Source organism: Pseudogulbenkiania ferrooxidans 2002, from assembly GCF_000174355.1.
Classification (GTDB): domain Bacteria; phylum Pseudomonadota; class Gammaproteobacteria; order Burkholderiales; family Chromobacteriaceae; genus Pseudogulbenkiania; species Pseudogulbenkiania ferrooxidans.
Genome location: NZ_ACIS01000004.1, coordinates 342,978 through 366,691, shown reverse-complemented (window position 1 = coordinate 366,691; position 23,714 = coordinate 342,978). Strand labels below are relative to the sequence as shown.

At 66.0% G+C, this 23,714-nt stretch carries 21 protein-coding genes; 14 read left to right on the top strand and 7 right to left on the bottom strand.

Features of this window, described 5'->3' with window-relative positions; genetic code table 11:
- Positions 1-76: 76 nt before the first annotated feature.
- The 4 genes from prpF (at position 77) to def (ending at position 4,510) form a co-directional block, all read left to right on the top strand.
- Positions 77-1,264, top strand: a complete 1,188-nt coding sequence (prpF, locus tag FURADRAFT_RS09070; protein WP_008953838.1) for a 2-methylaconitate cis-trans isomerase PrpF — start codon at positions 77-79, stop codon at positions 1,262-1,264.
- A 174-nt stretch (positions 1,265-1,438) separates the two neighbouring features.
- The gene (locus FURADRAFT_RS09065) at positions 1,439-2,890 is read left to right on the top strand and encodes a bifunctional 2-methylcitrate dehydratase/aconitate hydratase (RefSeq protein WP_008953837.1); all 1,452 of its coding nucleotides are present in this window, start codon (positions 1,439-1,441) and stop codon (positions 2,888-2,890) included.
- 250 nt (positions 2,891-3,140) lie between these two features.
- A complete protein-coding gene (locus FURADRAFT_RS09060; protein WP_008953836.1) occupies positions 3,141-3,863 on the top strand; it encodes a substrate-binding periplasmic protein in 723 nt (240 codons plus the stop codon).
- Between the two features lie 134 nt (positions 3,864-3,997).
- On the top strand, positions 3,998-4,510 hold the full coding sequence (def, locus tag FURADRAFT_RS09055) for a peptide deformylase (protein ID WP_008953835.1): 513 nt from the start codon (positions 3,998-4,000) through the stop codon (positions 4,508-4,510).
- A gap of 205 nt (positions 4,511-4,715) precedes the next feature.
- Here def and FURADRAFT_RS09050 read toward each other — a convergent pair whose 3' ends face one another.
- Both FURADRAFT_RS09050 and FURADRAFT_RS09045 read right to left on the bottom strand, forming a co-directional pair.
- On the bottom strand, positions 4,716-5,354 hold the full coding sequence (locus tag FURADRAFT_RS09050; protein ID WP_008953834.1) for a 3'-5' exonuclease: 639 nt from the start codon (positions 5,352-5,354) through the stop codon (positions 4,716-4,718).
- Entirely contained in the window at positions 5,347-5,550 is a 204-nt protein-coding gene (locus tag FURADRAFT_RS09045; RefSeq protein ID WP_008953833.1) for a hypothetical protein, read from the bottom strand. The genes FURADRAFT_RS09050 and FURADRAFT_RS09045 overlap by 8 nt, the downstream gene beginning before the upstream one ends.
- A 323-nt stretch (positions 5,551-5,873) precedes the next feature.
- Between FURADRAFT_RS09045 and FURADRAFT_RS09040 the strand changes: the two genes are divergently transcribed.
- From FURADRAFT_RS09040 to FURADRAFT_RS09030, 3 genes are all read left to right on the top strand, one after another.
- Positions 5,874-6,233 (top strand): putative quinol monooxygenase, encoded by a 360-nt coding sequence (locus FURADRAFT_RS09040; RefSeq protein ID WP_008953832.1) that lies wholly within the window; start codon positions 5,874-5,876, stop codon positions 6,231-6,233.
- A 102-nt stretch (positions 6,234-6,335) separates the two neighbouring features.
- The gene (locus FURADRAFT_RS09035; RefSeq protein WP_008953831.1) at positions 6,336-7,220 is read left to right on the top strand and encodes a DMT family transporter; all 885 of its coding nucleotides are present in this window, start codon (positions 6,336-6,338) and stop codon (positions 7,218-7,220) included.
- 6 nt (positions 7,221-7,226) lie between these two features.
- Positions 7,227-7,817: a uracil-DNA glycosylase family protein gene (locus tag FURADRAFT_RS09030; RefSeq protein WP_008953830.1), complete on the top strand. Its 591-nt coding sequence runs from the start codon at positions 7,227-7,229 to the stop codon at positions 7,815-7,817.
- Between the two features lie 16 nt (positions 7,818-7,833).
- Here the strand turns inward: FURADRAFT_RS09030 and FURADRAFT_RS09025 are convergent, their stop codons facing one another.
- Both FURADRAFT_RS09025 and FURADRAFT_RS09020 read right to left on the bottom strand, forming a co-directional pair.
- Positions 7,834-8,964: a succinylglutamate desuccinylase/aspartoacylase family protein gene (locus FURADRAFT_RS09025; RefSeq protein WP_008953829.1), complete on the bottom strand. Its 1,131-nt coding sequence runs from the start codon at positions 8,962-8,964 to the stop codon at positions 7,834-7,836.
- 218 nt (positions 8,965-9,182) lie between these two features.
- Positions 9,183-10,094, bottom strand: a complete 912-nt coding sequence (locus FURADRAFT_RS09020; RefSeq protein WP_008953828.1) for a LysR family transcriptional regulator — start codon at positions 10,092-10,094, stop codon at positions 9,183-9,185.
- 204 nt (positions 10,095-10,298) lie between these two features.
- On the opposite strand from FURADRAFT_RS09020, the gene FURADRAFT_RS09015 reads away from it, so the two are divergent.
- A complete protein-coding gene (locus FURADRAFT_RS09015; protein WP_008953826.1) occupies positions 10,299-11,495 on the top strand; it encodes an MFS transporter in 1,197 nt (398 codons plus the stop codon).
- 215 nt (positions 11,496-11,710) lie between these two features.
- Here FURADRAFT_RS09015 and FURADRAFT_RS09010 read toward each other — a convergent pair whose 3' ends face one another.
- Both FURADRAFT_RS09010 and FURADRAFT_RS09005 read right to left on the bottom strand, forming a co-directional pair.
- On the bottom strand, positions 11,711-13,840 hold the full coding sequence (locus tag FURADRAFT_RS09010; protein WP_008953825.1) for a putative bifunctional diguanylate cyclase/phosphodiesterase: 2,130 nt from the start codon (positions 13,838-13,840) through the stop codon (positions 11,711-11,713).
- Positions 13,841-13,880: 40 nt separating this feature from the next.
- Positions 13,881-16,007 carry an HDOD domain-containing protein gene (locus tag FURADRAFT_RS09005; protein WP_008953824.1) on the bottom strand — a complete coding sequence of 709 codons (2,127 nt, stop codon included), beginning with the start codon at positions 16,005-16,007 and terminating at the stop codon, positions 13,881-13,883.
- A 384-nt stretch (positions 16,008-16,391) separates the two neighbouring features.
- On the opposite strand from FURADRAFT_RS09005, the gene FURADRAFT_RS20535 reads away from it, so the two are divergent.
- A complete protein-coding gene (locus tag FURADRAFT_RS20535; RefSeq protein WP_150105038.1) occupies positions 16,392-16,634 on the top strand; it encodes a hypothetical protein in 243 nt (80 codons plus the stop codon).
- Positions 16,635-16,641: 7 nt separating this feature from the next.
- Here the strand turns inward: FURADRAFT_RS20535 and FURADRAFT_RS09000 are convergent, their stop codons facing one another.
- The gene (locus FURADRAFT_RS09000; protein WP_008953822.1) at positions 16,642-18,513 is read right to left on the bottom strand and encodes a methyl-accepting chemotaxis protein; all 1,872 of its coding nucleotides are present in this window, start codon (positions 18,511-18,513) and stop codon (positions 16,642-16,644) included.
- Positions 18,514-19,012: 499 nt separating this feature from the next.
- Between FURADRAFT_RS09000 and kdpF the strand changes: the two genes are divergently transcribed.
- The 5 genes from kdpF to kdpC all read left to right on the top strand — a co-directional run bounded on the left by kdpF (position 19,013) and on the right by kdpC (position 23,701).
- On the top strand, positions 19,013-19,105 hold the full coding sequence (gene kdpF, locus FURADRAFT_RS20700; protein ID WP_008953820.1) for a K(+)-transporting ATPase subunit F: 93 nt from the start codon (positions 19,013-19,015) through the stop codon (positions 19,103-19,105).
- Complete coding sequence (locus FURADRAFT_RS21245) at positions 19,102-19,398, top strand: potassium-transporting ATPase subunit KdpA (protein ID WP_008953819.1); 297 nt, start codon at positions 19,102-19,104, stop codon at positions 19,396-19,398. The genes kdpF and FURADRAFT_RS21245 overlap by 4 nt, the downstream gene beginning before the upstream one ends.
- Positions 19,395-20,891: a potassium-transporting ATPase subunit KdpA gene (gene kdpA / locus FURADRAFT_RS08995; RefSeq protein ID WP_008953818.1), complete on the top strand. Its 1,497-nt coding sequence runs from the start codon at positions 19,395-19,397 to the stop codon at positions 20,889-20,891. The genes FURADRAFT_RS21245 and kdpA overlap by 4 nt, the downstream gene beginning before the upstream one ends.
- 13 nt (positions 20,892-20,904) lie before the next feature.
- On the top strand, positions 20,905-23,025 hold the full coding sequence (gene kdpB, locus FURADRAFT_RS08990) for a potassium-transporting ATPase subunit KdpB (protein WP_008953817.1): 2,121 nt from the start codon (positions 20,905-20,907) through the stop codon (positions 23,023-23,025).
- A gap of 100 nt (positions 23,026-23,125) precedes the next feature.
- The gene (gene kdpC, locus FURADRAFT_RS08985) at positions 23,126-23,701 is read left to right on the top strand and encodes a potassium-transporting ATPase subunit KdpC (protein WP_008953816.1); all 576 of its coding nucleotides are present in this window, start codon (positions 23,126-23,128) and stop codon (positions 23,699-23,701) included.
- Positions 23,702-23,714: the final 13 nt, after the last annotated feature.

Sequence of the window (23,714 nt, the reverse complement as noted above, 5' to 3'; positions counted from 1 at the left end):
AGACGGCCAACGTTGCCCCGGCAAGGCGGCAACGTTGGCCGAACCGCCACCCCGGTTTCATCAGGACAATCAGCTCATGGCTCACCAACCCCAGATCAAGATTCCCGCCACCTATATCCGCGGCGGCACCAGCAAGGGCGTGTTCTTCCGCCTGCAAGACCTGCCGGAACGCTGCCAGGTGCCTGGTCCGGCGCGCGACAAGCTGTTCATGCGCGTGATCGGCAGCCCCGACCCCTACTCCGCCCACATCGACGGCATGGGCGGCGCCACCTCCAGCACCAGCAAGTGCGTGATCCTGTCCAAGAGCACGCAGCCCGACCACGACGTCGACTACCTCTATGGCCAGGTCGCCATCGACAAGGCCTTCGTGGACTGGAGTGGCAACTGCGGCAACCTCTCCACCGCCGCTGGCGCCTTCGCCCTGCACGCCGGCTTGGTCGACCCGGCGCGCATTCCGGACAACGGCGTGTGCGTGGTACGCATCTGGCAGGCCAACATCCAGAAAACCATCATCGCCCACGTCCCTGTGACCAATGGCCAAGTGCAGGAAACCGGCGATTTCGAACTGGACGGCGTGACCTTCCCGGCCGCCGAGATCGTACTGGAATTCCTCGACCCGTCCGATGATGGTGACGAAGGCGGCAGCATGTTCCCCACCGGCAAGCTGGTGGACGATCTGGACGTGCCCGGCGTCGGCACCTTCAAGGCCACCATGATCACTGCCGGCATCCCCACCGTGTTCGTCAACGCCGCCGATATCGGCTACACCGGCACCGAGCTGCGCGAAGCCATCAACACCGACCCGGCCGCGCTGGCGAAATTCGAAGCCATTCGTGTCGCCGGCGCGCTGCGCATGGGCCTGATCAAGACCCCGGAAGAGGCCGCCACGCGCCAGCACACCCCGAAGATCGCCTTCGTGGCGCCGCCCCAGGACTACACCGCCTCCAGCGGCAAGCAGATCAAGGCCGGCGACGTCGACCTCCTGGTGCGCGCGCTGTCCATGGGCAAGCTGCACCACGCCATGATGGGCACCGCCGCGGTCGCCATCGGCACCGCCGCCGCCATCCCCGGCACCCTGGTCAACCTGGCGGCCGGCGGCGGCGAACGCACCGCGGTGCGCTTCGGCCACCCCTCGGGCACGCTGCGCGTGGGCGCCGAGGCACGCCAGATCGATGGCCAGTGGACCGTGACCAAGGCCATCATGAGCCGCAGCGCGCGCGTGCTGATGGAAGGCTGGGTGCGCGTACCGGGCGACGCGTTCTGAGCGCGAGCTAAACTGCAGTACAGCGACGGCCGGTTGATCCGGCTTCGGCCAACCCGGCCGGGGCGGATGAGCGGGCCGGCTTTCCATGCGGCGGCAACAACGCAGCTTGTGCCCGCTCGCCCTCCCCGAGCGCATGAAGCGGCGGTTCGACGGTGCCCCCATTAGGAGGAACGCATGTCTGCCCTTCTCTCCAACGCGCGCCCCGATGCCGATCAGGTGCTGGTCGACATCGCCGACTACGTCGCCGATTACGCCATCACCTCTCCCCAAGCCTGGGACACCGCCCGCCTGTGCCTGATGGACACCTTGGGCTGCGGCCTGGCAGCGCTGTCCTACCCCGCCTGCACCAAGCTCCTGGGGCCGATCGTGCCGGGCACCATCGTGCCGAACGGCGCCCGGGTGCCCGGCACCCAGTTCCAGCTCGACCCGGAGCAGGCCGCGTTCACCATCGGCACGATGATCCGCTGGCTCGATTTCAACGACACCTGGCTCGCCGCCGAGTGGGGGCATCCGTCCGACAACCTGGGCGGCATCCTCGCCACCGCCGACTGGGTGTCGCGGGAGCGTGTCGCCCGTGGCCAGGCGCCACTGATGATGAAGGACGTGCTGGAAAGCATGATCAAGGCGCACGAGATCCAAGGCTGCCTCGCGCTGGAAAACAGCTTCAACAAGGTCGGGCTGGACCACGTGGTGCTGGTGAAGGTGGCCTCCGCCGCCGTGTGCGCCAAACTGATGGGCTGCAGCAAGGAGGAAATCGTCAACGCCGTGAGCCAGGCCTTCGTCGACGGCCAGAGTCTGCGCACCTACCGCCACGCCCCCAACACCGGCTCCCGCAAATCGTGGGCGGCGGGCGACGCCACCAGCCGCGGCGTGCGCCTGGCGCGCTTCAGCCTCAAGGGCGAGATGGGTATCCCGGGCGTGTTGAGCGCCAAGGGCTGGGGCTTCTACGACGTGCTGTTCCGGGGCCAGCCGTTCACGCTCCCGCGCCCCTACGGCAGCTACGTGATGGAGAACGTGCTGTTCAAGATCGCGTTTCCGGCCGAGTTCCATGCTCAGACCGCCGTGGAATGCGCGCTGGCACTGCAAGGCGAGCTGGCCCGGCAAGGCAAGTCCGCCGCCGATATCCGGCATATCGCCGTCCGCACCCAGGAGGCTTGCCTGCGCATCATCGACAAGCAGGGCCCGCTGGCCAACCCGGCCGACCGCGACCACTGCATCCAGTACATGGTGGCCGTGCCACTGATCTTCGGCCGCCTGAGCGCCGCCGACTACGAAGACGACGTCGCCGCCGACCCGCGCATCGACGCCTTGCGTGCCCGGATAAACTGCATGGAAGACCCGGCCTTCACCCGCGACTACCACGATCCCGACAAGCGCAGCATCGCCAACGCGCTCACCGTCACCCTGAACGACGGCAGCGTGCTCGACGAAGCGGTGTGCGAATACCCGCTCGGCCACCCGCGGCGGCGGGCGGAGGGCATTCCGCTGCTGGAGAACAAGTTCAGGACCCACCTGGCGCATCGCTTCCCGGCCAAGCAGCAGGCGGCCATCTTCGCGCTGTGCCGCGATCAGGAAACACTGCTGACAACGGCGGTGAATGCTTTTACCGATTTATGGGTGATCTGATGTCCCCTGGCGGCGGCGCCTTCGGCCAGGCCCGGTGCCAAGGTTGGCCGAAGACGGCAACCCCCGCTTCCTCCCCGTCCCCGCAAAGCCCTCTGCGGAACGGTGCGGTGATCGCGCCTTGGCCCGTCACGCGGCCCGCAACGGTATTTGTACCGACCGCGTTCCCGGCGCCGGAAGCCGTATGCTAGATTCACGCCACACAACCGATCTCTCCCCCCAAGAGCAACCACGACACAACAGCGGATCGCCCATGAAAAGAAGCCTGGTGTTAGTGGCAGGGCTGCTGCTAGGACAAGCGGCCGCCGCCGACCCGAAAGAGCTGGTCATCCTGCTGGACGACAGCACCGAGATGCCGCAGGCCGAGATCAGCGGCACGCGGGTATGGCGCGGCATCCACCACGACCTGGGACGGGCGCTCGCCAAGGAGCTGGGAAAACGGCCGCGCTTCCTGGTGCTGCCCCGCCAGCGCATACCGGCAGCACTCGAAAGCGGCCAGGCCGACCTGATCTGCATGTACCTGCCGACCTGGCTGCCCGGCCCGTTCGACTGGACCCAGCCCTTCCTGCCCAACGCCGACGTCGTCATCACCTCGCGCCACGCGATACGCCCAAGGCGTATCGAGGCGCTGGCGGGGCAACCCATCGGCACCATCCTGGGCTTTCGCTATCCCGAGCTGGAAGCCCGGCTGGGCCCGCGCTTTGTCCGGGATGACGCCCCCAACGCCAGCAGCAACCTGCACAAGCTGCAGGCGGGACGCACCCGCCACGCCGTGGTGAACCGGCTCTATCTGAGCTATCAGGAAAAGCTCGGCCTGGACGCGGCGACGCTGTACCCGCCGCTGGTGCTGAGGCGCTACCAGGCCGGCTGCGCCCTGTCGCGACAGGGTTCGGTCAGCCTGCCGCAAGTCGATGCCGCCATCGATGCCTTGCGCCGCAACGACACGGTCAGCCGGATCTACCGCAAGTATCGCTGACCCCAAGGCCGGCCTCGCGCCGGCAAAACGGCGCTGGGGGCTGCAGACGGCGGGTTTTCGCGCTATCGTCAGCGCCAGATACGCCGCCCCCCCCCCCCCCCGGCCCGCAGGCGCCAATCAACCAAGAGAACACCATGAAGCGACCTTTCCTGCCCCAAGAGCACCCGATGCTGCGCCAGCATGCCGCCGCCGTGACCGAGTTCGACACGCCCGCACTGCATGAACTGGTGCAGGACATGTTCGACACCCAGTACGCCGGCAACGGTGTCGGGCTGGCGGCGCCGCAGATCGGCGTGCCGTTGCGGGTGATCGTGTTCGCCTACGGCGGCGGCGAGCGCGACCCGGGCGCGCCGGCGATCCCCCCCACGGTACTGATCAACCCGGAAATCCGCCCCGACGCCGAACACATCGAGGAAGACTGGGAGGGCTGCTTCAGCGTGCCGGGCCAGCGTGGCCGGGTGCCGCGCTGGCAGGCCATCCGCTACCGGGCACAGGATATCCAGGGCCGCCTGGTCGAAGGCCGCGCCGAGGGCTTTCACGCCCGCATCATCCAGCACGAAGTCGACCATCTGAACGGCACGCTCTTCATCGACCACCTGCCCCCCGGCGCCGACGACACGCCTCCCGCCGTGCCGCCAACCGAATAAGAGCCGCTCCCCGCATCCCCTGGCTGGATTGTGCCGCTTCGCCATACAGCACACTTTGCGGCAGCGCACCTGGCCAGGACTGCGGCCCGGGGTTGTGCCAGCGACGCCAACCGCCGTCCTCTTCCCCATGACAAAAAGCCTCACGGCCAGCCTTGAGATCACCGAGGCTGGCCGTGAGGCTTTTGGGCTGAAACAAACGAGCGCGTCAGACCGCCGTCACCCGCCGCAGATACTCCGGCACCTGCTTGGCCGCCACCTTCTGCAAACCGCACAGCAGTTGGTGCGACACCCGGTCCAGGCCGTGCTGGACCCGCAGCACCCGGGTCAGGTGCGCCATCAGGTTGGCGGCCATTTCGGCGTCGGCCAGCGCCCGGTGCGCCTGCCCGGTCGCCGGCAGGCCGGCCCAGCGCGTCAAGGTGCCGAGCTTATGGTTTGGCGCCGCCGGCAGCAGGCGCCGCGCCAGCAGCAAGGTGCAGGCGAAATCCTGCCGCCGCGTGCGACCAAACTGGCCCAGCTCGTAATCCCAGAACTTGCGGTCGAAGGCGGCGTTGTGCGCCACCAGCGGCGTGTCGCCGACGAATTCGGCCGCCTCGCGCATCACGGCGTCGGCCGGCGGCGCGGCCTTCAGCATGGCGTTGCTGATGCCGGTGAGGCGCTCGATGTCGGGCGGCACCCGCACCCCCGCGTTCATCAGGCTCTGAAAGCGGCCCGCCACCCGGCCGTTTTCCAGCAGCACCACGGCGATCTCGGTGGCACGGCAGCCGATACCGGGGCTGAGCCCGGTGGTTTCGAAGTCGATCACGGCGACGCGCTCCAGGCCGCCCTTGTCCTGCCGTTCAGTCATTCAACGCCGCCTTGGCCGCCTCTTCCGGCGTCAGCCCGTCGTAGAACTGGTCGGTGTACCACTCGGCCTGCTCTTCGATGTGCTCCTGCGCCTCGCGCGGGGTGGCTCCGGCGGCCACCAGCAGGGCCTCGACTTCGGCGCACCACTCCAGCAGCGCCTGGGTTTCCGCGTCGAGATCCTTGTCTTTTTTTGCCATGGCGATTCGCGTCCTGAAAGAAATGTCGAAAAACGATGCGGCATTGTACGCGATCCGGCGTGAGCGGGGCCGCCGAGATGCCCCGCCCCCGCCGACCCGACCGGCCAGGCGATAACCGTGCGGCGCTCGCATCGCCCGGGCTTCGGCCAACCTTGGGCGGTGCAACGCCCACCCTCGGGAGCCGACCCGCCAAACGCGTTTCATCCTGGCGCAGCGCTGCGTTTCTTGAACTATGTTTACTGCAGGTTCCGGTACGGGCCGCAACCAGCCGTTGCCCCCCTCTCTCAACCCCGGCAGTCACAAGAAGCACAAGGAGCATGGAGATGAACCAGGAAGTGTACTGGCTGCTGGAACTCGCCATCCAGCCCGGCCAGCGCGAGGCCTTCGACCACCTGATGACCGAGATGGTCGAGGCGACCGGCGCCAACGAGCCCGATGCGCTGAATTACGAATGGAACGTCAGCAGCGACGGCACGACCTGCCACATCTACGAACGCTACCGTGACTCGGCGGCGGCGCTGACCCACTTGGACAACTTCGGCACACACTTCGCCGAACGCTTCTTGGCGCTGCTGACACCGACCCGCCTCAGCCTCTACGGCCACCCCAGTGCCGAACTCCAGGCCGCGCTGGCGGATATCAAGCCCAGTTACCTGAGCCCGGTCGGCGGCTTCCGCCGCTAGGCCGCCTCGTACCAAAGTTGGCCGAAGCCCATGCCGCTTCGGCCAACCTTTTGCGGCAAACTCCGCCTAAAATGGGGACACTCTTCATTCCGAGGAACCCCCATGTCGACCAGCTTTGCCGCCACCGGCGCCCCCTCCCTTTCGCGCCAGCGCGTCGTCCTGCTCACGCTGCTGGCCATGACGGCGTTTGCCGGCAACTCCCTGCTCTGCCGCCAGGCGCTCAAGCACACCAGCATCGACCCGGCCACCTTCACCACCCTGCGCATCGCCTCCGGGGCCCTGGTGCTGTGGTTGATCGTGCGTCTGCGCACGGCGACCGGGAGCGACAACGGGCGCTGGCGCTCGGCGCTGGCGCTATTCTTCTACGCCGCCGCGTTCTCGTTCGCCTACGTCAGCCTGTCGGCGGCGACGGGCGCGCTGCTGCTGTTCGGCGCGGTACAGGCCACGATGATCGGGATCGGACTGGCGCGCGGCGAACGCCTGAGCGCCCGCCAACTGGCCGGCTTGCTGCTCGCGCTGGCGGGGCTGGCCGGCCTGCTGTTGCCGGGCCTGTCGGCGCCGCCGCTGGTGGGAGCCGTGCTGATGCTGCTGGCCGGCGTGGCCTGGGGGGCCTACTCGCTGCTCGGCAAAGGCGCGGGCGATCCGACCCGCGTCACCGCCGGCAACTTCCTTCGTGCCGTGCCGCTGGCGATCTCGCTGAGCCTGCTGCTGATGCCGGCAGCCTCATGGGACAGCGCTGGCGCCATCTACGCGCTGCTCTCCGGCGCGCTGGCCTCGGGGGTCGGCTACGCAGTGTGGTACACCGCCTTGCGCGGGCTGACCGCCACCGGCGCAGCCACGGTACAGCTCACCGTGCCGGTGATCGCGGCGGCGGGGGGCGTGGTGCTGCTGGGCGAACCGGTCACGCTGCGCCTGGTGCTGGCCTCGATCGCCATCCTGGGCGGGGTATGGCTGGTGATCGCCGGCAAGCGCCAAGCCGGACGCTGAAACGCCATGGACGACCACGGGCTCGACACGCTGCTGGCGGAGATCCGCGCCTGCCGCCACTGTGAAGTGCAGCTGCCGCTGGGGCCGCGCCCAGTAGTGCAGGCGGCGGCGACGGCACGCATCCTGCTGGTGGGCCAAGCCCCCGGCGTACGCGTGCACCAGACCGGCCTGCCCTTCAACGATCCCTCGGGCGACCGCCTGCGGCGCTGGCTCGACCTGGACCGCGACACCTTCTACGACCCGGCCCGGCTCGCCATCGTGCCGATGGGCTTCTGCTACCCCGGCAAGCACGGCAGCGGCGATGCCCCGCCGCGCCCGGAATGCGCCGCGCTATGGCGCCAGCGCCTGCTGGCCCAGCTGCCCGACATCCGCCTGACGCTGCTGATCGGCCAATACGCCCAGGCCTGGCACCTAGGAAAGCGGCGTAAGAAGACCCTGACCGACACCGTCAAGGCCTGGCGCGAGTACCAACCGGCGTTCTTCGTGCTGCCCCACCCCAGCCCGCGCAACGTGCGCTGGTTCGTCAGCAAACCCTGGTTCGACGACGAGGTGGTGCCGGCGCTGCGCGCCGCGGTGCACGCGGCGCTGGCGGACTGAAGCACGGCTCACCCTATCAGGCCGACAGCAGCGACCCGGTCTTGAAGGCGTGGGGCGTCGCCACCTTGGCGAGTACCATCCCGGTGGTGGCGAAATGGCGGCTCTCCAGCACGTACACCATGCCGCCATGCGCCGAGCTCAGCACGCTGACCCGGTCATTCAGCGGATCGATCACCTCCAACACCGGCTGGCCCGGCTCCACCCGGGTACCCGGGGCGACCAGGAAGGTCACGACCCCGGAGTGCGGGGCACAAAGATTCTCCGATCCGGCCAGCGGTGTCGCCGGATAATCGAGCGGCGGCAGCTCGGCCGCCGGGCGGTCGGTAATCACGCCGCGGTAGCGCAGAAACTCCAGGATCGCCGCCGCATCCCGCTCCGCCAGCTCATGCCGGACATCGCCCTGGCCACGCAACTCCACCGTCACGACCAGCGCCGCCAACTCGATCGGCACGTCGAGACCGTCCTGCCGCGCCTTCTCCTGCAGCTCCCACCAGAGGCGGCTGCAGGCTTCATCGAACGGATCACCGCCGGACTCGGTCGCCAGCAATTGCGCCTGCGAGCCGAGATAGCGTGACAACGGCTCGCACTGCGACCACAGCGGCGTGCCGGTATAGACGTGCAGCGCGGCACGGTAATCGCAATGCAGGTCGAGCACGATGTCGGCGTCGGCCGCCAGCGACATCAGGCGCTGGCGGAGGCTCTGCAGTTCGGTACTTACCGGCCAGACCGCCAGCTCGGCGCGGATGGCGGCGCGAATCAGTTGGGCATTGGCAATGGCGTCGCCGGACAAGTGCGGCTTCACGCGCCGGTAGACCCCCTCGAGCAGGGCCGGGTAATTACGGTTGAAATTTTCGCCGCTGGCCATCTCGAAACGGCCCAACTGCAGTCCGAGCAGGGTCTGGTCTTGGCCGATCGGATTCGCTTGTGGCACCAGCACCACCTCGCCGTGCAGGTGGCCGGCGTCTTCCAGCGCCTGCAGGGCCGCCTTGAGATGCCACGCTACCAACATGCCGGGGAGTTCGTCGGCGTGCAGCGCAGCCTGGATATAGACCTTCTGCCCCTGTCCGGCGCTGCCGAAATGCAGGCTGCACAACTGCCGGCTGGAGCCGAGACCAGGGGAGAGCAAAGAATGTTCGATACGTTTCATGATCAGGGATGGGACAGGCCTGGTTAACGGCAATACCGGAACCATACCCGAACTTGCCGCTGTCGTTGAAGACGAGACCGTCTCGACAGGCCGGAAAGAACGACCAGCGCCACAGCAAGTGCCCCGCTCCCCGCCACGACGAACGGATCCGGCTGCGGAATGTCAGGGGCTCCGCCAGCCCTTGCTACCCGCCAGCTCGCCTGCTGCCCGATTCCGCCCTAACCTTGATGCTGGGCCCGCAGCCATTCCTCCAGGTACTGGATGAAGGCATGGACCTTGCGCGAGTGGCGGCGGTTGGGCAAATAGGCGGCGTACACATACGCGTCGCCCTGCTGCGGCGTCACGCTCCACGCGTCGCACAAGCGCAGCACACGCCCCGCGCGGATATCCTGCTGCACAACCCACTCCGGCAGTAACGCGATGCCGTGGCCGCCAAGCACGGCTTCGTGCAGCATGTCCAGGCTGTTGGTGATGAACGGACCGTCGACCTCGACCTCTTCGCTCCGGGCGTCCGACCGGAATGTCCAGCGCTGACGCCCCGGCCGGTATGCAAAACGAAGGCAGGCATGTGACGCCAGCTCGATCGGCGCACGCGGCGTGCCGTGCCGTTCCAGATAATCAGGGCCCGCCACCAGAAAGCGTCGATTCTCCGCCAGCTTCTTCACGATCAGATGCTCGTCCCGATTCGGCAGCCCGATCCTGACGGCAAGGTCGAGACGCTCCACCGCCAGATCCTGATACGCATCCGACACCACGAGGTCCAGCTTCACGCGCGGATAGGTGGTCATGAAACCGGAAAGAGCGCCCCCCAAGCAGAGGCGGCTATAGGTCACGGGAACGGCTACCCGCAACGAGCCCATCGGCTCTTCCCTGCCGTCGGCAATGCTGCTGTCGGCCTCCTCCAGATCGGCAAGGAGCCGGGATACCTGCTCGAGGTAGTTGGCCCCGGCATCCGTCAACAGCACCCGGCGGGTGGTACGTGTGAGCAGGACGGTCCCCAGCGACTGCTCCAGCGCGTCCATCAGCCTCGTCACCGACGACGTCGCCACACCGAGCCGCCGAGCGGCCTTGGAAAACCCTCCCGTTTCGGCCACTTCCACCAGCGTTCTCAATGCCAGCAATTTATCCATGCCGATCCTTTGCGAAAAATGCAATGCCAGGTTGCGATTTATAGGCATTCAACGCGCGAATGACAACAACTAAGCTTGCGGCATGATCATCTTGCCCAAGGAGCTGTCCATGGAATTCATCGAGCACGACATCCCTGCTTCACCCGCCACCCTCCCGCCAGGGACTCCCTATCGTTACGCGCCCGCCGCCAGGGAGAGCCTGCTATGAAAACACTGCAGCACACCGTACCGACGGGTACGCCGATGGCCATGACCCGCACCATGATCGCCTTGTTCGCCTTCTGCTGCGGCGCCATCGTCGCCAATATCTACTACGCCCAGCCGATCATCGGCTTGATTGCGCCAGACATACACCTGTCCGGCCAGACCGCCAGCCTGATCGTGTCGCTGACGCAGATCGGCTATGCCCTCGGCTTGTTCTTCCTGGTGCCGCTGGGGGATCTGCTCGAAAACCGGCGCCTGCTGATCGGCACCGCCATGCTCTCGATCGTCAGCCTGGCCGCCACCGCGCTGGCGCGACAGCCAGGCCTGTTTCTGCTGGTCTCGCTGCTGCTTGGATTCAGCTCTGTGTCCGTTCAGCTGTTGATTCCGCTGGCGGCCCACCTGTCGCCAGAGGCTTCGCGGGGACGCGTGGTCGGCGGCATCATGGGCGGGCTGCTGCTCGGCATTCTGCTGGCACGCCCGCTCGCGAGCTTCATGGCCGACCACTTCGGCTGGCGCGCTGTGTTTGGCACGGCCTCGATCCTGATGGCCGCCATCACCCTGCTGCTGGCCGCCACCATGCCCAGTCGCCAACCGGACCATAAAGCGAGCTACGGCCAGCTACTGCGCTCTTTGGCAACGCTGATGGCAAGCACGCCCGTCCTGCGGCAGCGCTCGTTCTACCAGGCGTGCATGTTCGCAACATTCAGCTTGTTCTGGACCGCCGTTCCGCTCGAACTGACCCAGCACCACGGGCTGAACCAATCGCACATCGCCATTTTCGCCCTGGTTGGCGCCATCGGTGCCATCGCCGCCCCCATCAGCGGCCGACTGGCAGATGCCGGACATACGCGTCCCGCCACCCTGGCGGCACTCGCGGTCGGAGCCTTGAGCTTTCTGCCCGTACTGCTTGTTCCTTCGTTGGGGGTCGCGGGCCTGGTGGTGACGGGGGTCGTGCTGGACTTCTGCGTGCAAACGAACATGGTGCTGGGGCAACGCGAGATCTACGCACTCAACCCGGCCATCCGCAATCGACTCAACGCGCTCTACATGACCAGCGTTTTCGTCGGAGGGGCCACCGGCTCAGCCATCGCCAGCATCCTGTATCAGCATGGCGGCTGGACATGGGTCAGCCTGGCTGGCAGCGCCTTCCCCGTCCTGGCCCTGCTGTCCTGCATGCGGCAAAAAGGGAGGGCATGAGGAACGTCCCTATCGGCACGACCGTGGGGGCGGAGGGATTATCGGGCAGTGTCGGCCGGGAACCGGCCGTTCGACGTCATGGGCTGCCAGCCGCTGCGGGCCAGCACGGTAGGTCACCCAGCGGGGGACCGGGGCGTCTCGCGCCAAAACAGATGCCCCGTTTCTGCCGGCAATGTTGCATGCGTGAGCCACCCGGACTGGCCGAAGCGGCTCACCTAGACCGACATCACCGCGGCTTCCTGGTGCAACAGCCGGCGGAAATCCGACGCGGGCATGGGTTTGCCGAACAGATAGCCCTGCATCTCCACCGCGCCCAGGCTGCCGAGATAGTCCGCCTGGACCTCGGTTTCCACCCCTTCGGCCACCAGGTTCAGGTTGAGCCCGGCGGCGATGGCGACGATGGCGCGCACGATGGGCGAATCCTCCTTGCCGGCTTCGATTTCGCGCACGAAGGACTGATCGATCTTGAGCGTCGTCACCGGCAGATGGCGCAGGTAGCTCAGCGACGAATACTGCGTGCCGAAATCGTCGATAGCCACGCGGATGCCCTCTTCGGCCAACCCCGCCAGTTTCAACGACATGGCTTGCTGATCGGCGATGAAAGCGTTCTCGGTGATCTCGATCTCGAAGCTCTGGCGACGGATACCGTAGCGGTCTACCGTCGCGATCAGATAGTCGTAGAAATCGTCGTCGACCAAGACCTCGGGCGGCACGTTGACCGACATTCGCGACAGCTCGAGGCCGGCGAGTTTCCATTCACGCAGCGTCTGGCAGGCACGCTCGATCACCCAGTAGGTGAGCGGCTTCATCAGCCCGATCTCTTCGATCACTCCCAGGAAGGCCCCCGGCGGAACCAGCCCGCGGGTCGGGTGCGGCCAGCGGATCAAGGCTTCACAGCCGATGATCCGGCGGCTGTCGAATTCGACTTGCGGCTGGTAGTACAGCTCGAACTGCTCCAGTTCCAGGGCGCGCCGGACCTCGTTTTCCATCCTCAGGCGCTGGCTGGCAGCGGCGTCCATCACCGGCAGGAAGAAGCCGAAACCATTCTTGCCCTGGGCCTTGACCTGGTACATGGCGATATCGGCATGACGCAGCAGGGTTTCGATGTCGTCGCCATCGTCGGGAAACACCGCGATGCCGATGCTGACGGTGAGGAACACATCGTCGCCGTCGATGCTGAACGGTGCGGCAACCTCCTTGACCAGCTTGCCCGCGAGCAGTGCGGCATCCTCCTTGCCGCTCAGGTCCGGCAGCAGGATGGTGAACTCGTCGCCGCCCAGCCGGGCCAGCGTGTCGCACTCGCGCAAGACGCATTGCAGACGCTGCCCCACTTGCTTGAGCAGCTCATCGCCCTTGATATGGCCGAAGGTATCGTTGGCGAGCTTGAAGCGGTCCAGATCGACGAACAGGACCGCCACCTGGCGTCCCTTGCGCTTGGCCTGCATGATCGCCAGCCCGAGCCGGTCGCGGAACAGGGCTCGGTTGGGCAGGCCGGTGAGCAAATCGTGGTAGGCCAGGTAGGCCATGCGGTGTTCTGCGTGCTTTTTGTCGGTCACATCACGCGCCACGCCATACAGGCGGCTCGACAGCTGCGGCAAGTCGAGCGCCACCGGCACCAGGCTGGCTTCGAAGTGCCGCTCGGCGATCTCGCCCCCCCTGCTAGCGATGCGAAACTCGATGGCGCGCTGCCCCGTCCGATGCTCCAGCACATAGCGGACCCGTTCGGCATCCACCGGCAAGACCAGATCGAGCAGCGATTGGCCAAGCAGTTCCTGCGGCGAATAGCCGATCAAGCCGTGGGTACGTTCATTGGCAAACGTAAAGCAAAAGCGCTCGTCCAGCGTGAAGATGAGGTCGGGCGACGCCTCCACCAGGGACCGATGCATGCGCTCCGAGGTGTGCAGCTGCTGCGCCATGGCCAGGTTGGCACGCGCCAGGCTGCGGCGCTGCAGGGCCAGCTCGACCCGGTGCATGAGCTCCTCTACGGCATAGGGCTTGCAGACATAATCGCTTGCTCCGCTGCGCAACGCGCAAACGGCGGAATCGAAAGCCGTGTCGCCGCTCACCACCAGCACCTCGGTATCGATGCCGGCACGCTGTATCATCCCCAGCAGGTCGAGCCCGTTCATGTCGCCCAGGTGCAGATCGAGCAGCATCAAATCCACACCGCCCGCCATGAGCTGTTCCAGGGCCGACTGGCCGTCGTGGCAGGCGCGCACGTCGTAATTCCGCCCCCGCAACAACAGGCACAGGCTTTCCCGCATGCGGGGTTCGTCGTCCACGACCAACAATTTTGCGTTTGTACCGAAGTGATTCTCTGCCACTTTGCCCCCTTGCCTACCCATACCGCCATTGGCGCAGATCGAAAACTGGCCTGCACTCTCGTCACTGCCGGTCGAACGGCAGCAATACCTGGAAACGCGTTCCCTGCTGATCAGAACGGCAGTTGATCAAGCCGTTCAGATCGCGCACCAACTGCCCCACGATGGCCAGCCCAAGCCCTTGATGAGAGCCCGGCTTCTGGCTCGCCACCGGTTGGTAGAGCTGAGTGAGCACCTCTTTGGGAATGCCGGGGCCGTTGTCCTCGACCCGGATTTCGACATGGGACGCCCCTGCCTCGCCCAAGCCCCAGGCGGCCGTCGAGAGGGTCACGTGCCCGCCTTGCGGCATCGCCTCCAAGGCATTCTTGATCAAATTCACCAACAATTGCTTGAGCCGGTCACGGTCGGACACGATGTCCGGGAGCGCTTCGGCCAAATCGAGACGAATATCGACCAAGCCGGCAAACGGAATGGACCCTCGGAACAAGGTCGCCAGATCCTCCACGATACGGTTGAGCTTGACCGGCCCCCGCGCCGACTCTCCCTCGGCCTGCTGTTCGCGTGCGGCGCGCAGCATGTGAGCCACCCGGTCGATTTCCTCACGCACGATCGCCAGCTCGGGTTGGGGCGCGCCCTTGCCGGCGCTGGCTGCCTCGAGGATGGAGACGTAATTCCGGATGATCGCCAGCGGGTTGTTGAGTTCGTGCACCAGTCGATTGAGCCGGCTGTCCGCGCCAGCCTCCCCGCCGCCCAGCGCCGCGGCATTGCCGGAGCGGAGCTGCATGGCAATGCGATCTGCGCTCAAGCGCCCAAAAACCGCAATACAGGGCAGCTTGGCCGCCAGCGCTGCAGCCCGATCCGCGCTGTCGATCGCGGCCACCAGCACGCCACCCCGGGCAGACGCCGTACGCAGCGGCAGCAGCAGCATGCCTTCTCCGCCCAGGCTGCGCAGCACCTGGTCGTCGAGCAAGGGCAATTGCCCTTGGCGCATGACCAGCTGCGGCATGCCATCCAAGGCCCGTGCCAGCAAAGAGGTGCTGCTGCCACGGACGAACTCCAGTTGCGCCAGCTTGGCCGAATGGTGAGCCAACGGCTTGGCGCGGAACCGCTCGCTTTCCCCCTCGACCGCTTCGAAGCAAAGCGCCGCGTCCAGATCGAACAGAATCTTGAGCGCTTGCACCGTCATCTGCATGGCCGAGGCGTTACCGCCGGCTTGGCCCAGGGCCTGATTGACCAGCAGCATGTCCTGAAGGCGCGCGGCCAGCAGGGCATCGGCTTGAGAAGCCTGCTCGCCCTCCTTGGGGCCGGCAAGGCGTATGCCCAGCTGTTCGGCGATGCTCAGCAGGTCACGCTCGACGGCAGCGAGCATGGCGGGCAGATCGTCGAGCGGCGCGCCGCATAGCGCCACGACGGAAGCATCGGGCTGAGGTTGTTCCGGACTGTTGAAAGCGGCCAGGTAATCGGCGAGGAGAACGATGCGAACCAGCGGCGGGGCCGACACCATGCGCTCGAACGGCTCGTGGTGATACAGCACACAGTCGCCAAGAAACGAATCCAGTTGCCATTTTTCCACCATCCAGGCGCCCACTTCGACGTGGGTGAGCCCAAACGCGGCATGCTCCGCCGCACACAGCGATTCGCCGTCCTGGTAGTCGCGGAAGATGCTCTGGTAGTCCTCCGGGACCGTTGCCAGCAAAGCCAGGCGGCCAATGTCATGTACCAAGCCCCCCAGATAGGCTTCTTCCAGGCTGGGATAATGCATCCGTCGCGCCAGTTCGCGGGCGATCAATGCCGTGCGCAGGGAGTGGCCCCAGAATTCGCCCAGATCGACTTCTTGCCAATCTACCAGGCGGTTGAAAACCTGCATGACCGACCCATTGATCACGAGCGTCTTGATGGTATTCATGCCAAGCAGGGAAAGGCATTGATCGAGCGTGGCCGGGCGAGTGCGGCCCTGGAATGCGGCCGAGGTGGATAGCGCAAATATCTGCGCGACCATGCCGGCGTCACGACCGATCAACGCCGACAGATCGGACAAATTCAGATCATCGCGCTGGCACAAATCCAACAGTTGCACCAGGATGGGCGACATCGTGGGCAAGCGCGCAAGCATGAGTTTGCCGCGAATGTCACGCTGCGCCGAGCCGGCTGCGCTTGGGTTCCCCCCCTTGGTGGCGAGCAGTCTATCCATCGTCGTCACGACCTCCCTTTGCAGCAGCCCAATCACCAGCCGCTTACAGACTCAGATACACACCTGGGCTCGAACTGCATCCGGCATTTTCATTTATCATAATCGGCGCAATCATAAACCGGGAGCAGGAGAACAGCATATCCGATTTTTATATTTATACACATCGCAAATTAAATTGCCTATTTCCTGATTCAATCCCTCCCAGTATTCGTGTTTCTCATCGCCACCGCCCCAAAAACCCATTTGCATAAATAATGATTTTTGAAAAACCCGATTATTTATTTCCCTGGTTTTTAACCTGCATATTTTTATGAAATAGTCATTTACTTATGACTATCGGGGTGGTCGTGATGGCGTTGCCCGTCGGATGAAAACCGAACGGCCTTGAATCCACAGGATCATAGCCTATTGAATGTCTTGGGTGCTGTTTTCGCCATGGCTGATATAGGCAAGCTGGTTGCCGGCAGGGAGTGGAGAGAGGAAAGAAAAATGGCCATGGATCGCTCCATGGCCATGCATACCGCGCTGACTCATCGCGAGAAACCGGTTCGGATTATCCCCGCTGCTTTTGCTCCAATCGCCCCGGCAAACCGGGGCGAGTCATTCAAACTAGGCGAGCGTTTTTAGGACATCGTCACAGCTTGAACTTCGACACCAGGCTGCGCAGCTCGTCACCACGCTGCGCCAGCGTCTGGATGGTCTTCAGCGCGTCCTGCAGCGAGGCGTCGGTCTGCTGCGCCATGGCGTTGACGCGCTCGGCGCTGCGCGCCATCTCGTTGGTGGCCACCCCCTGTTCCGAGGTGGACGAGGTGATTTCGCTCATGCGCACCGAGATGTCCTCGGCGTGCCCCTTGATGCGCTCGACCTTGCCGGCGGCCTCGCGTGACAGCGCCACGCCGGTGGCGACGCGGGCGTTGGTGGTGTCGGCGTGGGCGATGGCCTGGCCGGTCTGCTCCATGACGCGGTCGATCATCTGGGCGATCTGCACCGTGGCCACCGCGGTACGCTCGGCCAGCTTGCGCACTTCGTCGGCCACCACGGCGAAGCCGCGGCCCTGCTCACCGGCACGCGCGGCCTCGATCGCCGCATTGAGCGCCAGCAGATTGGTCTGGTCGGCGATGTCGCGGATCACCGCCACGATGCCCTTGATCTCCTCGGACTGGCCGGACAAGCCGTTCATCACCTGCTGCAGCGACTCCACCGAGTGCACGATGGATTCCACCTCGTGCGCCACTTCGGCCATGCTCTTATGCGATTCGATCGAGTTCTGGCGCGATTCGGACACCAGCGTCTCGGTCTCGCCGACGTGGTCGGCGATGTGGTTGATGCTGACGGTGATCTCTTCGATGGTGGCGGCCGTGGCCGACAGTTCACCCGACTGCACGCGCGAATCGTCCGCGATCTGCTCGGCCACGCGGTTGAGCTGGGCGGCGTCGTCGGCCAGCGCCTGCGATTCGTGGCGCACGGTCAGGAACATCTCGCGCAGCTTGGCCATGAACTGGTTGAACGCTTCGGCGATCTGGCCCACTTCGTCCTGCGACTTCACCGGCAGGCGCAGCGTCAGGTCGCCGTGACCGCTGGCGACGTCGCGCATGGCGTCGCGCATCAGCGACAGGCCGGACATCATGCGTGCCACGCCGCCGTACACCACCACCGAGGCGATCACCACGCCCACCACCAGCAGGCCGACCATCAGCAGCAGCAAGTGGTCGAGCTGGCTGGTGGCGGCCGCCAGCGGCACCATCACGCCCAGCAGCCAGCCAGTCTTGCCGACCGGGTAGAGCGTGCTCAGGTAGGTCTTGCCGCCCAGGCTGATCTCTTGAATCTGGCCATCCTTGCTGACAGCCGCCGGATCGTAGCCCGGCATCACGTCGGTGATCTTCTTCAGGCCGGAATCCGGCGCTGGGTGGGCGATGGTGAGGCCATCCTGGGTCATCAGGAAGGCGTAGCCGTCACCGGGCAGCTTGGCCGAAACGATTTCATCGACCACGCGCTGCAACGTGACGTCGCCGCCCGCCACCGCCACCACGTTGCCGCCGTCGCGGCGTGCCTTGGCGAAGGTGATGATCGGGCGCTTGGTGGCGGCGTCGATGTAGGGCGGCGAGGCGATCGCCTCCTCGGAGGAGGCGGCGGCCTTGTACCACGGGCGGCCGGTCGGGTCGTAGCCCGGCGGCACCAGTACGGCCTTGCTGAACTGGGTCATGGTCTTGTCCGGCTGCCCGAGGTACATGTCGTCGAAACCGCCGGCGTCATGCGCCTGGTCGAGTACCGGCTTCAGGTCCCCCTGGCCAAAATGCGGCAGTACCGCGGCGACGACGGCCTGGCGTGACTGCACCCATTCGGTGACAAAGCTGGTCTTGCCGCTGGCGGCTTGATGAATCTCGTTGCGGATCGACTCCAGCAGGCTGCTGCGCATCTGCCAGTAGGCCGCGCCGGTGAGCAGTGCCGACAGCAGCACGACCACGGCGATGACGAAGACCATCATGCGAGTACGTAAGGATTTCATAGTGTGTGTCTCGTTACGGCTATTGTTCTTCACGGCAGCAGGGCGGTGTCATCCCGCCTCGCACGCTGCCGCGTTCCCCTGATTGCTGTTTCTTGCCCGCTTTGCTTCGCTTTGGCGCAGTCGAGCGGACACAGTATACAAAAACTGCTTACAAAATCACGCGACAGTTAATACAAATTTCATATAAACCCCGTAGGCGCGGATTGCCAGTGCTTTTTCGCGACAGCGCCCGGCCATCTCACCCTGCCGCCCCCTGCTGGCTGAGCGTGCATCCGCTGTCGGTGCCGGCCGGCGCGGCCCGCCATGCCATTTACGTTTTTTTTATATCCCGCTCCCGCATTACGACACGCCGTTTACGCCCCCTTCCCTAAGCTTCAACCGTCCCTACCCATTCCGTCATGGAGACCACCATGGACTTGATCTACCTGGCCCTGATCGCGGCATGCAGCGCGCTGGCGCTGCTTCTGGTCAGCGCCTGTCGCCGCCTGGAGGCCAAGAAATGAACACCCTGTACGCCCTGGCAGGGCTGATTGCCGTGCTGTTGCTGGCCTACCTGCTGTACGCCCTGCTCAATGCGGAGGAACTGGAATGAACGCCTCTCCCCTCTGGCAGCTCGGTCTCTACCTGATCGTGCTGCTGACCCTGGCCTGGGCGCTCGGGCGCTACCTGGCCATCGTGCTGGACGGCCGCCTGAGCGCCCGCTGTGCCTGGCTCGGCCGCTTCGAGCGCGGCTTGTGCCGACTGATCGGCAGCGACCCGGACGAAGACATGCCGTGGTGGCGCTACGCCACGGCCATCCTGCTGTTCAACATCGTCGGGGTGCTCGCGGTGGTACGCCGTGCAGCGCCTGCAGGGTGCTCTGCCGCTCAACCCTGCTTGGCATGACGGCGGTGGAGGCCGGCTCGGCCTTCAACACCGCCGTCTCCTTCGTCACCAATACCAACTGGCAGGGTTACGGCGGTGAGACGACGATGAGCTACCTGACCCAGATGCTGGCGCTGACGGTGCAGAACTTCCTGTCGGCGGCGACGGCGCTGGCGGTGGTGGTGGCGCTGATCCGGGGCTTCGTGCGGCGTTCGGCGGCCGGTCTCGGCAACGCCTGGCTCGACCTCGGCCGCGCCACCGGCTACGTGCTATTGCCATTGTCGCTGCTATTCGCGCTGTTCCTGGTAGGCCAGGGCGTGATCCAGAATTTCAGCGCCTACCAGGACGTCAAGCTGACCGAGCCGGTCACCTACCAGCAGCCGAAGACCGACGCGCACGGCCAGCCCGTGCTCGACGCCGCCGGCAAGCCGGTACTGGACACCCTGAAAACCGACAAGCAGACCCTGGCCATGGGCCCGGTCGCCTCGCAGGAAGCGATCAAGATGCTGGGCGTCAATGGCGGCGGCTTCTTCAACGCCAATTCGGCGCATCCGTTCGAGAACCCGACACCGCTGTCCAACTTCGCCCAGATGCTGTCGATCTTCCTGATCCCGGCGGCGCTGTGCTTCATGTTCGGCCGTCTGGTCGGCGACATGCGCCAGGGCGTGGCGCTGTTGGCGGCGATGACGCTGATCTTCATCGCCATGTTCGCCGTGGTGCAGTGGTCGGAGATGCACGCCAACCCGCTCCTGACCCAGCTCGGCGTGGATGGCGCGGCCGGCAACATGGAGGGCAAGGAAACCCGCTTCGGCATCGTCGCCTCGACGCTGTTCGCCACCATCACCACGGCCGCCAGCTGCGGCGCGGTGAACGCCATGCACGACAGCCTGCTGCCGCTGGGCGGAATGGTGCCGATGTGGCTGATGCAACTGGGCGAGGTGGTGTTCGGCGGGGTCGGCTCGGGACTCTACGGCATGCTGATCTTCGCCATGCTGGCCGTGTTCCTGGCCGGGCTGATGATCGGTCGCACCCCGGAGTACCTCGGCAAGAAGATCGAAGCCTTCGAGATGAAGATGGTGTCGATCGCCATCCTGATCACCCCACTCCTGGTGCTGGGCGGTACCGCCGTCGCGGTGCTGAGCAAGGATGGCTTGGCCGGTCTGGCCAACCCGGCGGCGCACGGCTTCAGCGAGGCGCTGTACGCCTTCAGCTCGGCCGCCAACAACAACGGTTCGGCCTTCGCCGGCCTGTCCGCCAACACCCCCTTCTACAACATCCTGCTGGGGCTGGCGATGTGGTTCGGCCGCTTCGTGCCGATCATCGCGGTGCTGGCCATCGCCGGCAAACTGGCTGCCAAGCCGCGCCTGGCGGTCTCGGCCGGCACCATGCCGACGCACGGCCCGCTGTTCGTGGTGCTGCTGGTGGGGGCCGTGATCATCGTCGGCGCGCTGACCTACATCCCAGCGCTGGCGCTGGGTCCGGTGGTGGAGCAGCTGCAACTGTTCGGCCATTAAGCGGAGAGAAAACATGAACGATATGACCAAACCCTCATCCCTCCCGCAACACACGCCGACGCAACGCCACGCCCGGGCGCTGGCGCTGTTCGACCCGACGCTGGTCAAGCCGGCCATCGCCGAGTCGTTCCGCAAATTGTCGCCACGCGCCCAGCTGCGCAATCCGGTGATGTTCGTGGTGTGGGTCGGCAGCGTGCTGACCACCGTGCTCGGCGCGCAGGCGCTCGCCGGCCAGGGCGAGGCGCCGGCCGGCTTCATCCTCGGCATCGCGGCCTGGCTGTGGTTCACCGTGCTGTTCGCCAACTTCGCCGAAGCGTTGGCCGAAGGCCGTGGCAAGGCCCAGGCCGCGGCGCTGCGCGGCTCGCGCAGAAACGTGGTGGCGAAGAAGCTGGCGGAGGCGCGTCACGACGCCAAGGTCACGGTGATCGATTCGGCCAGCCTGCGCCGCGGCGATATCGTGCTGATCGAGGCCGGCGACACCGTGCCGGCCGACGCCGAGGTGCTCGACGGCGTGGCGTCGGTGGACGAGTCGGCCATCACCGGCGAATCGGCCCCGGTGATCCGCGAATCCGGCGGCGATTTCTCGGCCATCACCGGCGGCACGCGCGTGCTGTCCGACTGGCTGGTAGCGCGCGTCACCACCAACCCCGGGGAGGCCTTTCTCGACCGCATGATCGCCATGGTCGAAGGGGCGCGCCGCAAGAAGACGCCGAACGAGATCGCGCTGACCATCCTCTTGGTGGCGCTGACGCTGATCTTCCTGCTGGCCTGCGCCACGCTGCTGCCGTTCTCGCTCTACAGCGTGAAGGCCGCCGGTGGCGGCAGCCCGGTCGGCATCACCGTGCTGGTGGCGCTGTTGGTGTGCCTGATCCCGACCACCATCGGCGGCCTGCTCTCCGCCATCGGCGTGGCGGGCATGAGCCGCATGATGCAGGCCAACGTGATCGCCACTTCGGGCCGCGCCGTGGAGGCGGCCGGCGACGTCGACGTGCTGCTGTTGGACAAGACCGGCACCATCACGCTCGGCAACCAGGCCAGCGCCTTCCTGCCGGCGCCGGGGGTGACAGAACAGGAGCTGGCCGACGTGGCGCAGCTCGCCTCGCTCTCGGACGAGACCCCGGAAGGCCGCTCCATCGTGGTGCTGGCCAAGGAGCGCTTCGGCCTGCGCGGACGCGAACTGCACGACGCGCACTTCATCCCGTTCAGCGCCCAGACCCGCATGTCCGGCGTGGACATTCCGGCGGCGGGTGCCGTGCGCGAGATCCGCAAGGGCGCGGCCGAGGCGGTGAAGGCGCACGTGGAAGCACTGGGCGGTCAGTGGGCGCTGGCGGTGTATGACGCCGCCAGCGAGGTCGCCCGGCGCGGCGGCACGCCGCTGGTGGTGGCCGAAGGCAAACGCGTGATGGGTGTGGTGGAGCTCAAGGACATCGTCAAGGGCGGCATCAAGGAGCGCTTTGCCGAGCTGCGCGCCATGGGCATCAAGACCGTGATGATCACCGGCGACAACCGCCTCACCGCCGCCGCCATCGCCGCCGAGGCCGGGGTGGACGACTTCCTCGCCGAGGCACGCCCGGAAGACAAGCTCAAGCTGATCCGCGACACCCAGGCCGAGGGCAAGCTGGTGGCGATGACCGGCGACGGCACCAACGACGCGCCGGCGCTGGCGCAGGCCGACGTGGCGGTGGCGATGAACTCGGGCACGCAGGCGGCCAAGGAGGCCGGCAACATGGTCGACCTCGATTCCAACCCGACCAAGCTGATCGAGATCGTCGAGACCGGCAAGCAGATGTTGATGACGCGCGGCGCACTGACCACCTTCAGCGTGGCCAACGACGTGGCCAAGTACTTCGCCATCATCCCGGCCGCCTTCGCCGCCACCTATCCGCAGCTCAAGGTGCTGGACGTGATGCGGCTCAACAGCCCGGATTCGGCCATCCTGTCGGCAGTGATCTTCAACGCGCTGATCATCATCGTGCTGATCCCGCTGGCGCTGAAGGGGGTGAAATACCGCGCGCTCGGCGCCGGCGCGCTGCTGCGGCGCAACCTGCTGGTCTACGGACTGGGCGGGCTGATCGTGCCCTTCGTCGGCATCAAGCTGATCGACGTGGCGCTGGGCGTGCTCGGCCTGGCATAAGCGAGCCGGCCCAGGAGGGCGACGTGCACTTCGCTTCGGCCATGCCCAGGACGGAGACAGCGCCCTCCTCTCTCTAAACCAATCTGGAGAAATCACCACCATGAAAACCCTGATCCGCCCGGCTCTCACGCTATTCCTGCTGTTGAGCGTGCTGACCGGCCTCGTCTACCCGGCCGCCGTCACCGGGCTCGCCCGGCTGTTCTTTCCCGAACAGGCCGCCGGCAGCCTGATCCACCGCGGCGGCGAGGTAGTCGGCAGCGCACTGATCGGCCAATCGTTCAGCGGCCCGCGCTACTTCTGGAGCCGGCCGTCGGCCACCAGTCCGATGCCTTACAACGCCGGTTCCTCGGGTGGTTCCAACTTGGGCCCGACCAACCCGGCGCTGCGCGACGCGGTGAAGGCACGCGTCGCCACACTGCATGCCGCTCAGCCGGAACAGACCGGCCCGGTGCCGGTGGAACTCGCCACCGCCTCGGCCAGCGGGCTCGATCCGGACATCTCGCCGGCGGCAGCCTACTATCAGGTGGAGCGCGTGGCCCGCGCCCGTGGCCTGAGCGCCGCCGCGCTGCGCACGCTGGTGGCCCAGCATACCGAGGGCCCACAATGGGGGATGTTCGGCCAAGCCCGCGTCAACGTGCTGAAACTCAACCTGGCCCTGGACCAACAACGTCCATGATGAAACCGACCCC

What these genes read in the sequence shown, in the direction of transcription:
- FURADRAFT_RS21245 (WP_008953819.1), top strand. Translation starts at nt 19,102, where the DNA reads ATGAACGCCTCTCCCCTCTGGCAGCTCGGTCTCTACCTGATCGTGCTG.
- FURADRAFT_RS09015 (WP_008953826.1), top strand. Translation starts at nt 10,299, where the DNA reads ATGAAAACACTGCAGCACACCGTACCGACGGGTACGCCGATGGCCATG.
- FURADRAFT_RS09045 (WP_008953833.1), bottom strand. Translation starts at nt 5,550, where the DNA reads ATGGCAAAAAAAGACAAGGATCTCGACGCGGAAACCCAGGCGCTGCTG.
- FURADRAFT_RS09035 (WP_008953831.1), top strand. Translation starts at nt 6,336, where the DNA reads ATGTCGACCAGCTTTGCCGCCACCGGCGCCCCCTCCCTTTCGCGCCAG.
- FURADRAFT_RS09030 (WP_008953830.1), top strand. Translation starts at nt 7,227, where the DNA reads ATGGACGACCACGGGCTCGACACGCTGCTGGCGGAGATCCGCGCCTGC.
- FURADRAFT_RS09010 (WP_008953825.1), bottom strand. Translation starts at nt 13,840, where the DNA reads ATGGGTAGGCAAGGGGGCAAAGTGGCAGAGAATCACTTCGGTACAAAC.
- kdpF (WP_008953820.1), top strand. Translation starts at nt 19,013, where the DNA reads ATGAACACCCTGTACGCCCTGGCAGGGCTGATTGCCGTGCTGTTGCTG.
- FURADRAFT_RS09050 (WP_008953834.1), bottom strand. Translation starts at nt 5,354, where the DNA reads ATGACTGAACGGCAGGACAAGGGCGGCCTGGAGCGCGTCGCCGTGATC.
- kdpA (WP_008953818.1), top strand. Translation starts at nt 19,395, where the DNA reads ATGACGGCGGTGGAGGCCGGCTCGGCCTTCAACACCGCCGTCTCCTTC.
- FURADRAFT_RS09065 (WP_008953837.1), top strand. Translation starts at nt 1,439, where the DNA reads ATGTCTGCCCTTCTCTCCAACGCGCGCCCCGATGCCGATCAGGTGCTG.
- kdpB (WP_008953817.1), top strand. Translation starts at nt 20,905, where the DNA reads ATGAACGATATGACCAAACCCTCATCCCTCCCGCAACACACGCCGACG.
- FURADRAFT_RS09040 (WP_008953832.1), top strand. Translation starts at nt 5,874, where the DNA reads ATGAACCAGGAAGTGTACTGGCTGCTGGAACTCGCCATCCAGCCCGGC.
- FURADRAFT_RS09060 (WP_008953836.1), top strand. Translation starts at nt 3,141, where the DNA reads ATGAAAAGAAGCCTGGTGTTAGTGGCAGGGCTGCTGCTAGGACAAGCG.
- def (WP_008953835.1), top strand. Translation starts at nt 3,998, where the DNA reads ATGAAGCGACCTTTCCTGCCCCAAGAGCACCCGATGCTGCGCCAGCAT.
- FURADRAFT_RS09000 (WP_008953822.1), bottom strand. Translation starts at nt 18,513, where the DNA reads ATGAAATCCTTACGTACTCGCATGATGGTCTTCGTCATCGCCGTGGTC.
- FURADRAFT_RS09005 (WP_008953824.1), bottom strand. Translation starts at nt 16,007, where the DNA reads ATGGATAGACTGCTCGCCACCAAGGGGGGGAACCCAAGCGCAGCCGGC.
- FURADRAFT_RS09020 (WP_008953828.1), bottom strand. Translation starts at nt 10,094, where the DNA reads ATGGATAAATTGCTGGCATTGAGAACGCTGGTGGAAGTGGCCGAAACG.
- kdpC (WP_008953816.1), top strand. Translation starts at nt 23,126, where the DNA reads ATGAAAACCCTGATCCGCCCGGCTCTCACGCTATTCCTGCTGTTGAGC.
- FURADRAFT_RS09025 (WP_008953829.1), bottom strand. Translation starts at nt 8,964, where the DNA reads ATGAAACGTATCGAACATTCTTTGCTCTCCCCTGGTCTCGGCTCCAGC.
- prpF (WP_008953838.1), top strand. Translation starts at nt 77, where the DNA reads ATGGCTCACCAACCCCAGATCAAGATTCCCGCCACCTATATCCGCGGC.